Below are 12,298 nucleotides of genomic sequence, written 5' to 3'. Positions count from 1 at the left end.
TCAGCGCCGGGCGGACCCGGGAGATGCCGGTCCCGCGGTGACGGCGGGACCGCGCCGTCAGCCGGCGTAGGTCTCGAATTCGGCGACCCGGGGAGCGCCGTTCGAACCGGTGATCCGGAAGGTGATCTTCTTCAACGAGGTCGCCGAGAAGGTGGCGGTGCCCGCCCCGGTGCCCGAGGTCAGGACGGCTCCGGTGTCGTGGTTGATGAGCTGCCAGGCCCCGATGTTGCCCACGGCGCCCGACGCCTCGCGGATGACGACCCGGCCCACCCTGGTGGCCGAACCCCACTTGACCGAGATGTCACCGGTCGAGCCGGACGGCGACCAGTACGAGCTGACGTTGCCGTCCGTCACGTTGCCGTAGCTCGTCCCGCTGGCCTTGCTGGAGCCGTCGGCGCCGGCGCCGAGGCTGAGGTTGGTCCCGCTGGGCTGGCTCGGACCCGGGGTGGGCGTGGTCGGGCCCGGGGTCGGCGTGGTCGGGTTCGGCGTCGGGTTGGTCGGATTCGGGGTGGGGTTGGTCGGCGTGCAGTTGCCGTCCGAGACCCGCAGGCCCTTGTTGGCGCCGGCCGTCTGTTGCACGATGTTCGGCACGCAGTTGGCCCCGTCGAGCCGGTAGGAGTACGGGATGCTGACGGTGGTGTTGGACTGCGGGTTGGGGCCGGCGGGGTAGTTGTCGCTGCCCTGGCTCGACCAGGTCACGTTGTCGAAGATGTTGCCGGCGACCTGCCAGTAGCCGCGCTCGCTGGTGTAGAAGGTGCCGAGGACGTCCTTGGCGTTCTTGAAGTAGTTGTTCTCCACCTTGGCGCGGCCACCGGCGCGCGAGTTGATGCCGGACTCGTGGATGCTCACGTAGTGGTTGTTGTAGATGTGGGAGATGCCGCCGCGCAGCAGGGGCGTACGGGAGTCGATGTTCTCGTACAGGTTGTTGTGGTAGGTGACGAAGCCGTTCGAGCGGTCGCTCTCGCTGGACCCGATCAGGCCACCCCGGCCGGAGTTGCGCAGGATGCTGTAGGACAGGGTCACGTACTGGACGTTGTCCTTCATGTCGAAGAGGCCGTCGAAGCCCTCCGACTCGCCACCCGAGGCCTCCAGGGTGACGTGGTCGACCCAGACGTTGCGGACGTCGCTCTCCATGCCGATGGCGTCACCGCCGTTCGACGTGGGGGAACCCGACTTCTTGACGTTCCGGACGGTCACGTTCTGGATGACGATGTTGCTGGCCTCGCGGATGTGGATGCCGAGCTGGTCGAAGACGGCTCCGCCGCCGACGCCGATGATCGAGACGTTGCTGATCTGCTTGAGCTCGATCACGCCGGCGGCGGTGTTGCAGCTCGGGCCGGACACCTTGGTGGTGTTGCCGTGGTTGATGGTGCCCTCGACCTGGATGATGATCGGGGTGCTGCTACTGGCCCGGTTGCACAGGGCGGCGTGGATCGCGGTTCCCGTGGTGGCCCGTACCGTCTGTCCGCCCCGCCCGCCGGTGGTCCCACCGTTCTGGGTCGCGTAGCCGGTGACGGTGCCCGTCGCCGCCGACGCCTGGGGATTCGGCAGCGCCACGACGATCACGGCTCCGACGGCGGCCGTGGCCGTTGCCGCCAGTAGTCGCATTGCGACTGGTCGTTTCATTTTCTCTCCTTCGTCGAATGTCGTTGGTGAATGCGTGGTCATCTCGGCGGGACGGTGCGGGTGGTTCGCGGCCGTCCCGGATCGGGTGCTTTCTCGGTGCCGACGGGTGGCGGGCGCGGCCCCGGCCCCGACCCCGCGGGGCGCCGGCGCCGCGCGGACGGGAGCTTCCGTCCACCGCCGGTTCCGCCGTCGCCCACGGTCGCGCGGCGTCATTTGCGCAGGCTGAAGCCGCCGCGGCACGGACAGTGGCGGTGGAGTGGGCCGAGGTGGGCTAGGCGGTGTCGGTGGCGACGGCACCACCTGTGCGGCGGCCGCAGGAGTCGATGGCAGGTGCCGGAGTGGTCGCCTCAGTGCGTCTCATCAGAATCTCCCATGCTGTGATCGCGGCACGGACACCGCCAAACTGCCCGCACGCCGCTGGTGACGTCGCCCGATACGTCCTCGCCCGGCTCCCGAATGAAACATCAATGAAACGCAATCGTAGGAAAGCGATTTCCAGGAATGCAATAGTTCGGGTTTGCAGGTTTTTTGCAGTGCCGGGCGTCGGATGGCCGGCGGTCCGTCGCCGGTGCCCGGCCCAGCGGGTGGGCGCCTCCGCCGGTGAGGGCACCGCGATCGTCACCGGGCGGGGACAGCCCGACATCGCCGACATCGACGGACTCGGGCCGTACTGCCGGGACGGGGATCTGGTGATCCTCGGGGTCCGTGACCACGACGAGCAACTCGACGAGGTACGAGGGCTGGGCATCACCGTCCACACCACACCCGAGATCGCCGCCGCGATCACCGACACTCTGGTCGCGGCTCTGCGCGGCTGACCGGGGCGCCTCCGCCGCCGGGCCGACCGTGTCGCGCGTCACACCGTCGTGGTGTCACGGACCGGCCGGCCGCCCGCATCTGGTGGTCGTCGGCAAGACGTGGAGGAGGCGGAACCATGAGCGAACGGCAGGAAGCCGGTACGGCGACCCCCCATCGCGTGCTGGTCCTGGGGGCGGGCTACGCGGGTATGGCCGCGGCGGTCCAGCTCGCGGCCCGGGTCGGGCGGCGCGACGATGTACGGGTGACGCTGGTGAACGCGCAGGAGCGGTTCACCGAGCGGCTGCGGCTGCACATGACGGCGACCGGGCAGCGGGTCGCCCAACTGGGCATCCCGCAACTGCTCGAGGGCACGGGTGCGCGGTTCGTACGCGGCTGGGTGACGGCCGTGGACGCGGACGCCCGGACCGTCCGGATCGACGACGACCGGGTGCTGCACTACGACACCCTGGTGTACGGGCTGGGCGGGGTGGCGGACCCGGCGGCGGTGCCGGGTGTCGAGGACCACGCGTTCACGCTGGACAGCGCACAGGACGCCGAGCTGCTGGCCGGGCGGCTGGCCCGGCTCGGCAGCGGCACGGTGGTGGTCGCCGGCACCGGCCTGACCGGCGTCGAGTCGGCCGCGGAGATAGCCGAGCGGTACCCGGAGTTGACGGTCGTGCTGCTCGGGCGTGGCGAACCCGGCGCGGCGATGCATCCGAATGCCGGGGCCTACCTGCGGTCCGCGCTCGCCCGGCTCGGCGTCGAGGTGTGCGGCGCGGTCGAGGTGGTGAAGGTGCTGCCCCACGCGGTCGGACTGGCGGGCGGGGAGCGGATCGCCGCCGACGTGGTCCTGTGGACGTGCGGCACGCGGACGTCGCCGCTGGCCGCCGCCGCCGGGCTGACCGTCGACGAACGCGGCCGCGTCGTCACCGACGCCACGCTGCGGTCGGTGTCGCACCCCGACGTGTACGCCGTCGGCGACGCGGCCGCGATCCGCCAGCGCTACGGCGTCATGCACGGCACCTGCCAGGGCGGTATGCCGACCGGCGTGCACGCCGCCGTGTCGATCGTCCGGGCGCTGCGCGGCAAGCGGCCCCGGCCGTTCCGGTTCGGCTATTACCACACGCCGGTGAGCCTGGGCCGGCACGACGCGGTGGTGCAGTTCACCCGCCCCGACGACAGTCCCCGGCGGGTGTACCTGACCGGCCGGACGGCGGCCCGGTACAAGGAGACGGTGACCGCGTCACCCTGGCCGACCTACGGCCGCATGAAAAAGGCACCCGCCTCGGGCGCGTTCTGGCCCCGCGGCGGCCGCTTCACCCGGGAGGAGCGGTGACCGACCCGTCCCCGGACCCCGACCAGCAGGTGTTCCACCAGCACCGCAACCTGCTGTTCGCGGTGGCGTACCGCGTCCTCGGCACCGCGACCGACGCCGAGGACGCGGTGCAGGACGCCTGGATCAGGTGGTCGGCGGCCAGCCGCGCGCACGTGGCCGACCCGAAGGCGTACCTGACGCGGATCGTGTCGAATCTGGCGCTGGAACGGTTGCGGTCCGCCCGGCACCGGCGGGAGACCTATGTGGGACCGTGGCTCCCGGAACCCATCCTGACCGGCGGCGACACCGCCGGGGCCGGCCCGGTCGACGAGTCGGTGTCGATGGCGATGCTGGTCGTGCTGGAGACCCTGAGCCCGCTGGAGCGCGCGGTGTTCGTGCTCAAGGAGGTCTTCGGCTTCCGGCATGCCGAGATCGCCGAGGCGGTGGAGCGTTCGGAAACCGCCGTACGGCAGGTCGCCCACCGGGCCCGCGAGCACGTACGGGCCCGACGGCCGCGCTTCGCCGTGGACCGCTCGCGGCAGCGGGCCGCCACCGAGCGGTTCCTTTCCGCCGCGACCGGTGGTGACATCAACGCCCTGATGGAACTGCTCTCCCCGGACGTCACGCTGTGGACCGACGGCGGCGGCCGGGTCCGTCAGGCGATGCGTCCGGTCGTGGGCGCCGGCACGGTGGCCGCCTGGTTCGCCGCCATCGGCACCGTCACCTACGCCGGCGTCGAGCCCGCCGACATGACCGTCGCCCTGGTCGGGATCAACGGCGGGCCGGGCCTGGTGTTCAGCGGACCGGGGCGGGTGGTCGCCACCGTCACCTTCGACTTCGACGCCGACGGCCGGATCACCGCCATCCACAACGTCGCCAACCCGGACAAGCTCCGGGCCGTCGCCGGGGGCACCACGTACGACGTCGGGACGCGGTCAGGCGGCGCGTAGGGCGTCCAGCACCACCGCGACGGCGGCCCGTGCGGTGGAGTGCCGCCGGACCGCGGCGGTGATCCGGCGGGACACCGGACTGCGCAGCGGACGGGTGACGACCTCGAAGCGGGGGTCGATCGCCAGACTGGGCAGCATCGCCACGGAGAGTCCGGCCTCCACGTGCTGCAGGGTGAGCAGGTAGTTGTTGAGCCGGCAGACGATCCTCGGCTCGAACCCGGCCGCCCGGCACAGCCCGGTCGCCAACTGCGCCATGTAGGAGCCGGCCACGTCGAAGGCCCACCGCTGGTCGGCGCAGGTGGCCAGGTCGACGGTCTCGGCCGCCGCGGCGGGGTGACCGGGGGGCAGGACCATGATGATCTCGTCCTCGCCGATCGGCACCAGGTCGACCGCCGGGTCCAGCTCCGTACCGACGAAGTCGGTCGTCGTGACGATGACGTCGACGTCGCCCCGGCGCAGCGCCGGCATGCTGTCGTGCGGCTCCAACTCGAACACCACGACCTCGATGTCGGGATGCGCCCGGGCTATCCGGGACACCACCGGCACCGCCAGGGCGTGCACGGCGCTCTGGAACACCGCGAGCGTCACCCGCCCCGCCGGTTCGGCGCCGAGCCCGCGCAGTTCGGCCTCCGCCGCGTCCATCCGGTCGAGGATCTCGCGGCCCCGCCGCGCCAGGATCAGCCCCGCCGTGGTCAGCCGTACGCGGCGCCCGGTGCGCTCCAACAGTTGCGTACGGGTCTCCCGCTCCAGCACGCTCAACTGCTGGGAGACCGCCGACGGGCTCAGGTTCTCGTGTGCGGCGACGGCCCGGATCGTGCCCAGCGCCGCGAGGTCGGCGAGCAGGCGTAGCCGCCACGGGTGCAGACTCATGACCGCAGACTGTACGGATCCGCTTAACAGCAGCGGCAGTTTCCCGCGATGGACGTGACGCTCAGCCGTGCCTACCGTCGGCACATGGACTCCTTCTGGCCCGACGTCGACCGGCACCTCGTCCGCTACAGCGGAGCCGGAAGCTTCACACCCGAGATCATCGAGAAGGCCGCCGGCAGCTACGTCTTCACCGCCGACGGCCGGCGCGTCCTCGACTTCACGTCGGGACAGATGAGCGCCATCCTCGGCCACAGCCACCCCGAGATCGTCGCCACGGTCCAGCGCCAGGTCGCCACCCTCGACCACCTCTTCAGCGGCATGCTGAGCCGGCCGGTGGTCGACCTGGCCCGGCGGCTCGCGGAATCACTGCCCGACCCCCTGGACAAGGTGCTGCTCCTGACCACCGGCGCCGAGGTCAACGAGGCCGCCATCCGGATGGCGAAGCTGGTCACCGGCCGGCACGAGATCGTCTCGTTCGCCCGGTCCTGGCACGGCATGACCCAGGCCGCGGCGAACGCCACCTACAGCGCGGGCCGCAAGGGCTACGGCCCGGCCGCGCCCGGCAACCTCGCCATCGCCACCCCCAACCCCTACCGGCCGGACTTCCGCACCCCCGACGGCGAACTCGACTGGCACCGCCAGCTCGACTTCTCCTTCGACCTCGTCGACGCCCAGTCGGTCGGCAGCCTCGCCGCCTGCATCGTCGAACCCATCCTCAGCTCGGGCGGGGTCATCGACCCGCCGCCCGGATACCTGGCCGCGCTGCGCCGCAAGTGCGACGAACGCGGGATGCTGCTGATCCTCGACGAGGCGCAGACCGGCCTGTGCCGCACCGGCACCTGGTACGCCTTCGAACGCGACGGCGTCGTCCCCGACATCCTCACCCTGTCGAAGACCCTCGGCGCCGGACTGCCGCTCGCCGCGATGATCACCAGCACCGACATCGAGCGGACCGCCCACGATCGTGGCTACCTGTTCTACACCACGCACGTGGCCGACCCCCTGGTCGCCGCCGTCGGCAACACCGTCCTGGACGTACTCGAACGCGACAAGCTCGACGTCGCCGCGGCCGACCTCGGCGCCTTCCTCCGCCAGGGCCTCACCGACCTGGCCGACCGGCACGAGGTGATCGGCGACATCCGCGGCCGCGGCCTGCTGATCGGCCTGGAACTGGTGCTCTCCCGCGAGACCCGCGAGGGCGCCGACGCCCTCGGCGCCGCGGTGACCCGCCGCTGCCTGGAACTGGGGCTGCACATGAACGTGGTGCAGATGCCGGGCATGGGCGGGGTGTTCCGGATCGCGCCGCCGCTGACCTGCACCCGGGCCGAGTTGGCGGAGGGCCTCGACATCCTCGACCGGGCCATCGGCGAGGCGACCCGGTAGCTACCCGCCGGCAACGGGCGCCGATGACCGCCCTTCGCCGGTGGTGGTGTCCGGACCGGGACCGCCGACGGGATCCGCGGTCGCGGCCAACTGGGCCCATCCCGCTAACCATTCGCCCGGTACGGGTCGGCGATCCGGGCGTCGTGCAGCACCGCGCCCCACCAGCCGAGCTGGTCGAGGAGCACCTTGGCCGCGCCGTCGGCACCGCTGGAGTCGATCAGCCGGCCGGTGTCGTCGAACCGTGCCCAGTAGTTGTCGAAGCTCACGGTGTCGCGCACCGACACGGCGTGCAGTTCGGCGAAGACCAGCCGCAACTGTTCGACGGCCCGCAGCCCGCCGCTCACCCCGCCGTAGGAGACGAAGCCGACCGGCTTGGCCTGCCACTGGGTCAGATGCCAGTCGACGAGGTGCTTCACCGACGCGGGGAAGCTGTGGTTGTACTCCGGGGTCACCACGACGAACGCATCGGCCGCCGCCAGCCGGTCGGCCAGCGCGATCATCTCGGCCGGGCGCTCGTGCGTGGCGGCGAGCGCCTCGGAACTGGGCGGGAGCGCGGCCGGCAGCGTCGTCTCCAGCGGATCGACGACGTCCACCTCGAACCGGCCGTGCCGGGCCGTCTGCTCGACGAACCACCGCGCGACGACGGGGCCGAACCGTCCCTGCCGGACGCTGCCGACGATCACGGCGAGTCGGAGAGGCTGTCTGGGCATGGCTGTCCCTTCGTTGACGAGTGACGTGTCCGGGTGGACCCGCCGGTCGGGATCTGGGTTGCGGCGCCGCCGGACGACGGCGACACCAATCTGCGCCCGTCGGCGCCGTCGGGGGAGACCGGGCCGAGGGTGGTAGTGGCAGGGCCACGACCGGGAACGGGTCCGCCGGTAGCGTGAAAGCGTGAGCGACAACGAGCTGGGCGACTTCGTACGCGCCCGTCGCGGGGCCGTCACCCCGGCGGAGGTCGGGCTCCCCACCGGCGCGCGGCGCCGTACGCCGGGCCTGCGCCGGGCCGAACTGGCGACGCTCGCCGGGATCAGCGTGGAATACCTCGTACGCATCGAGCAGGGCCGCGACCGCCGCCCGTCCGCTTCCGTGCTGGCCGCACTCGCGGACGCGCTCCGCCTCTCGGTCGAGGAGCGGGATCTGCTGCGCCGGGCGGCCAAGGCGGCCGAGGGCGGATTCTGTCTCACCCCGGCCGCGACGCCGGCCCGCTCGGTACGACCCACGGTGCGGGCGATTCTCGACCGGCTCGATCCGACCCCGGCCGTCCTGCTCAACCGGCTCTCCGACGTGCTCGCCCACACCAGCGGCTACGCCCGGCTCGCCGGTCCGATCGGCGTCCTCGACGCCGAACCCGGCAACCTCGCCCGCTACGTGTTCACCGACCCGCGGGCCCGGGCCACCTATCCCCACTGGGAGCGGATCGCCGACGAGCAGGCGGCGAACCTGCGGCTCAACCTGGGGCGCCCCGACCCGTACGCGGCGCGACTCGTCGACGAACTCACCGCCGCCGCCGGTGCACCGTTCACCGGCCGGATGACCGGGCCGCCGGTCACGCCGCAGCGGGTGGGCGTCGAGCGGCTGGTGCACCCCGAGGTGGGGCGGCTCCGGCTGGCGTACGAGATCCTCGAGTTCTCCGAGACGGACGGCCAGCGACTCGTCGTCTACCTGCCCGCCGACGAGGCCACCACCGTCGCCCTCGACCGCCTCACCGGACGCCGCCCCGGTGCGCTGCGCGCGGTCACCGGTACGCCCCGGCCGGTCGGCCGCGCCACCTCCGCCTGAACCGGACGGCCCCGTGATCAGAGGGCTCGGATGATCAGGCAGAGTCGTCCCCAACCGCAGGAGGGGAGGCGTGATGATCACGGCCGAGTACACGATTCCGGGCATGCACGTCACGGACCACGAGGTCGACGTCCCGCTGGACTGGTCGGCCCCGGACGGCGGGGACCGGATCCGGGTCTTCGCCCGGGAACTGGTCGATCCGGTACGGCGCCGCGACGACCTGCCGCGGCTGCTGTTCCTGCAGGGCGGTCCCGGCGGCAAGAGCCCGCGGCCGACGGCCGTCGACGGCTGGATCGGTGAGGCGCTCAAGAGCCACCGGGTGGTGCTGCTCGACCAGCGGGGGACCGGTCGGAGTTCCCGGATCGACGGCCGGGTGCTCGCGGCCCGGGGCGACGCCGAAGCGCAGGCGGACTACCTGGCCTGCTTCCGCGCCGACTCGATCGTCCGGGACGCCGAGCATCTGCGCCGCACCGTCTTCGGCGGGGGACGCTGGTCGACGCTCGGGCAGAGCTACGGCGGCTTTCTGACGCTGACCTACCTGTCGCTGGCGCCGGAAGGGCTCGCCGCCTGCTACGTGACCGGTGGCCTGCCCAGCGTGTGGCCGGACGCCGCCGAGGTCTACCGGCGCACCTATCCCCGGGTCGAGGCGAAGAACCGCGAGTTCTACGCCCGCTACCCGCACCACGTCGGCACCGCCGCGCGGATCGCGGACCGGCTCGCCGCCGGCGACGTGGTGCTGCCGTCCGGCGACCCGCTCACGGTCCGCCGGTTCCAGAACCTCGGCCTCGACTTCGGCATGAAGCCCGGGTACGAACGCATGCACTGGCTGCTCGACGAGGCGTTCGCCACCGGCGACGACGTACCGAGCGACACGTTCCTGGCCCAGGTGGAGGCCCGCACGGCGTACACCGACAACCCGTTGTTCATCGCGCTGCAGGAGAGCCTCTACGGCTCGACGGGCACCGGGGCGACGGCGTGGGCGGCGCAGACGGAACGGGACCGCCGGCCGGAGTTCGCGGAGAGCGCCCGGCCGCTGCTGTTCACCGGCGAGATGGTGTATCCGTGGATGTTCGAGGAGATCCGTACCCTGCGGCCGTTCCGGGCGGCGGTCGAGATCCTCGCCGGGCGCGCGGAGTGGAGCGCGCTGTACGACCTCGACCGGCTCGCGGCCAACGAGGTGCCCGTCGCCGCGGCCGTGTACTTCGACGACATGTACGTCGACGCCGACCTGCAACTCGCGACGGCGGCCCACCTCGCCGGCACCCGGGTCTGGGTGACCAACGAGTACGAGCACGACGGCATCGGCTCGGGCCGGGTCCTGTCCCGCCTGCTGGAGATGATCGCCGAACTCGGCGGGCCCCGTCCGGAGGAGGGGGCCGCTACCCGTCGCTGAGCGGCACCGCCGCCGGCCGTCCGGTGCGGGACCGGACCGGGACCGTCCCGCCGGTGGCGGCGGCGGTCAGCATCGACTCCAGCACGTTCAGCACGTGGTAGGCGAACGTACCGCCGGCGCGGGGCTCCCGCCCGGGCGTGGTGGCGGCGAGGTCGGCCAGGCCGATCCCGCGCCCGGCGCCGCGGTAGCCCGCCGACTCCGGTACGGGCCGCCAGTCCGGGTCGGACAGGCCACGGACCTGTACGGCGCCGTCGAACCGGTTGGGGTCGGGCACGACCAGGGAGCCGAGTTCGCCGTGCACCTCGACGTGGGCCGCCCTGGTCGCGCCGGCGTCGAAGCTCATCACCAGCGTGGACAGCACCCCGCCGGCGTGGGTCAGGACGCCGGTGACGTGCGAGTCGACCGCGACCGGGATCCGTTCCCCCGCGCGGGGGCCGCTGCCGATGACGCGTACGTCGCGGGTCCGGCTGCCGGCGGCGATGACCGCGGTGACCGGGCCGAGCAGGGTGACCAGACAGCTGACGTAGTACGGGCCCATGTCCAGCAGCGGTCCACCACCCGGCTGGTAGTAGAAGTCCGGGTCGGGATGCCACCGCTCGTGGCCGGCGGTGACCATGGTCGCGGTGGCGGCGACCGGTGCCCCGATCAGTCCGTCGTCGATGGCCCGGCGCGCGGTCTGGGTGCCGGTGCCGAGCACGGTGTCGGGGGCGCAGCCGATCCGTACGCCGGCCGACGCGGCCGCGGACAGCATCGCGCGGCCCTGTGCGGTCGTCGCCGCGAGCGGCTTCTCCCCGTACACGTCCTTGCCGGCGGCGATCGCCCGCAGCGCGATGTCGGCGTGGGCGGCCGGCGTGGTCAGGTTGAGGACGATGTCGACGTCGGGATCGGTGAGCAGGTCGTCGACGGGCAGGTCGCGTATCCCGGGCCGGGCCCGCGCCACCTGTTCGGCGCGGGACCGGTCCAGGTCGGCGACGGCGACCAGCTCCAGTCCGGCGGTTCGGGCCAGCGTGGTCAGGTACTGGCCGCTGATGGCGCCGCAGCCGACCAGGCCGATCCGCGCCGGCGGGGTCAGCGACTGGCCCACAGCATCCCCCGTTCGACGATGGTGCGTACGGACGGGTGCGTGAGCACGTCGAGGCTGTGCCCGGGGTGGCGACGAAGATCCGGCCCCGGCCCCACCGGCGCGTCCACACGGCCGGGGACGTGACCTCGCGGTGCCACGGGTCGCCCGGCCGGACCCGCTGGGTGGTGGTGGCCAGCACGTCGACGTAGTCGTCGGACAACACCCAGTACTGCTCGGTGACCAGGTCGAAGTCGGCGAGCCCGGCGACGATCGGATGGTCCGCCGCGGCGGGGCGGATGTTGACGGTGTACGGGACGAAGTTGTTCTCCTCGCCCTCGACCGACTCGTGCGGCGGGCGGCCGGGATGGCAGGCGAACTGGCCGCCGATCAGGTGCAGGTAGTCGGAGCTGTCGCGGTAGGAGTCGGCGATGCCGCCGTGCCAACCGGCCAGGCCGGTGCCGGCCGCGATCGCCGAACGCAGCCCGGCCAACTGGTCCGGACCGATCCGGCCCATCGTGACGCACTGCACGATGAGGTCGACGGTGGCGAGGTATCCGGTGTCGGCGTAGATCCCGGGAGAGTCCTCGATCCGGGTGGTGAAGCCCTGCGCGTGCAGGAACGGCAGGAACAGGTCGGTGGCCTCGACCGGCCGGTGCCCTTCCCATCCGCCCCGGACGACGAGAGCTCTGCGGGTGGTCATGGGGTCCACGGGATGCCTCCCAGATCGCGGGCCCTTGCGAGGATACCGGACAGGTGATTGTCGGACGTCGATTCCTGCCGGACAATCCAGGAAGGCGCGCCGCATCCGTCCCACCAAAATGGACACCAGGCGTGGGTGCGGCCGACACAGGGAGACAACATGTTGCGTCGTGTCCTCGTCGCCGCGGCTCTCGCCGTCGGCGTCACCCTCTTCGTTCCCAGCACGCCGGCCCACGCCCTCTATCCCTGCCCGGCCAACAACATGTGCCTGCACACCTGGTACGCCGACTCGACGCGGACGGTCTGGCGGGGCAGCTTCAGCGTCAACTGCGAGGGGCGGGAGGCCCGGCTCGGCGTCCAGTCCGGCTACCTCGTCTTCAGCGTGCGGCCGTGCGACTGGGCCGCGCCGCCGGTCGACTGAC

At 72.3% G+C, this 12,298-nt stretch carries 11 protein-coding genes and 1 pseudogene; 7 read left to right on the top strand and 5 right to left on the bottom strand.

What is annotated here, in order from left to right; translation table 11 throughout:
- Nucleotides 1-57: 57 nt before the first annotated feature.
- Nucleotides 58-1,626: a pectate lyase family protein gene (locus Prubr_RS35630; protein ID WP_212820040.1), complete on the bottom strand. Its 1,569-nt coding sequence runs from the start codon at nucleotides 1,624-1,626 to the stop codon at nucleotides 58-60.
- A 533-nt stretch (nucleotides 1,627-2,159) separates the two neighbouring features.
- Between Prubr_RS35630 and Prubr_RS35625 the strand changes: the two genes are divergently transcribed.
- The 3 genes from Prubr_RS35625 to Prubr_RS35615 all read left to right on the top strand — a co-directional run bounded on the left by Prubr_RS35625 (nucleotide 2,160) and on the right by Prubr_RS35615 (nucleotide 4,689).
- Entirely contained in the window at nucleotides 2,160-2,444 is a 285-nt protein-coding gene (locus Prubr_RS35625) for a hypothetical protein (protein WP_246568117.1), read from the top strand.
- Nucleotides 2,445-2,560: 116 nt separating this feature from the next.
- On the top strand, nucleotides 2,561-3,760 hold the full coding sequence (locus Prubr_RS35620; protein WP_212820038.1) for an NAD(P)/FAD-dependent oxidoreductase: 1,200 nt from the start codon (nucleotides 2,561-2,563) through the stop codon (nucleotides 3,758-3,760).
- Complete coding sequence (locus tag Prubr_RS35615; RefSeq protein WP_212820036.1) at nucleotides 3,757-4,689, top strand: RNA polymerase sigma-70 factor; 933 nt, start codon at nucleotides 3,757-3,759, stop codon at nucleotides 4,687-4,689. Before Prubr_RS35620 ends, Prubr_RS35615 begins: the two co-directional genes overlap by 4 nt.
- On the opposite strand, the gene Prubr_RS35610 is transcribed toward Prubr_RS35615, so the two are convergent.
- Nucleotides 4,675-5,559: a LysR family transcriptional regulator gene (locus Prubr_RS35610; RefSeq protein ID WP_212820034.1), complete on the bottom strand. Its 885-nt coding sequence runs from the start codon at nucleotides 5,557-5,559 to the stop codon at nucleotides 4,675-4,677. The genes Prubr_RS35615 and Prubr_RS35610 overlap by 15 nt on opposite strands.
- 84 nt (nucleotides 5,560-5,643) lie before the next feature.
- Between Prubr_RS35610 and Prubr_RS35605 the strand changes: the two genes are divergently transcribed.
- Complete coding sequence (locus Prubr_RS35605) at nucleotides 5,644-6,942, top strand: aspartate aminotransferase family protein (protein WP_212820032.1); 1,299 nt, start codon at nucleotides 5,644-5,646, stop codon at nucleotides 6,940-6,942.
- A gap of 104 nt (nucleotides 6,943-7,046) precedes the next feature.
- Here Prubr_RS35605 and Prubr_RS35600 read toward each other — a convergent pair whose 3' ends face one another.
- Nucleotides 7,047-7,652 carry an NADPH-dependent FMN reductase gene (locus tag Prubr_RS35600; protein WP_212820030.1) on the bottom strand — a complete coding sequence of 202 codons (606 nt, stop codon included), beginning with the start codon at nucleotides 7,650-7,652 and terminating at the stop codon, nucleotides 7,047-7,049.
- A gap of 181 nt (nucleotides 7,653-7,833) precedes the next feature.
- On the opposite strand from Prubr_RS35600, the gene Prubr_RS35595 reads away from it, so the two are divergent.
- Together Prubr_RS35595 and Prubr_RS35590 are read left to right on the top strand one after the other, a co-directional pair.
- On the top strand, nucleotides 7,834-8,721 hold the full coding sequence (locus Prubr_RS35595; protein WP_212820029.1) for a helix-turn-helix domain-containing protein: 888 nt from the start codon (nucleotides 7,834-7,836) through the stop codon (nucleotides 8,719-8,721).
- Between the two features lie 73 nt (nucleotides 8,722-8,794).
- Nucleotides 8,795-10,114 (top strand): alpha/beta fold hydrolase, encoded by a 1,320-nt coding sequence (locus tag Prubr_RS35590; RefSeq protein WP_212820027.1) that lies wholly within the window; start codon nucleotides 8,795-8,797, stop codon nucleotides 10,112-10,114.
- On the opposite strand, the gene Prubr_RS35585 is transcribed toward Prubr_RS35590, so the two are convergent.
- Nucleotides 10,101-11,198 (bottom strand): Gfo/Idh/MocA family protein, encoded by a 1,098-nt coding sequence (locus Prubr_RS35585; RefSeq protein ID WP_246568115.1) that lies wholly within the window; start codon nucleotides 11,196-11,198, stop codon nucleotides 10,101-10,103. The two genes, Prubr_RS35590 and Prubr_RS35585, sit on opposite strands and share 14 nt — an antisense overlap.
- 115 nt (nucleotides 11,199-11,313) lie before the next feature.
- Nucleotides 11,314-11,877: pseudogene (locus tag Prubr_RS35580) on the bottom strand (ThuA domain-containing protein); the annotation flags it as partial.
- A 159-nt stretch (nucleotides 11,878-12,036) separates the two neighbouring features.
- Here Prubr_RS35580 and Prubr_RS35575 point away from each other — a divergent pair.
- Nucleotides 12,037-12,297: a hypothetical protein gene (locus Prubr_RS35575; protein ID WP_212820025.1), complete on the top strand. Its 261-nt coding sequence runs from the start codon at nucleotides 12,037-12,039 to the stop codon at nucleotides 12,295-12,297.
- Nucleotide 12,298: the final 1 nt, after the last annotated feature.

The sequence above is a fragment of the Polymorphospora rubra genome (assembly GCF_018324255.1).
GTDB lineage: Bacteria > Actinomycetota > Actinomycetes > Mycobacteriales > Micromonosporaceae > Polymorphospora > Polymorphospora rubra.
This window is presented reverse-complemented; position numbering and strand designations above follow the sequence as displayed.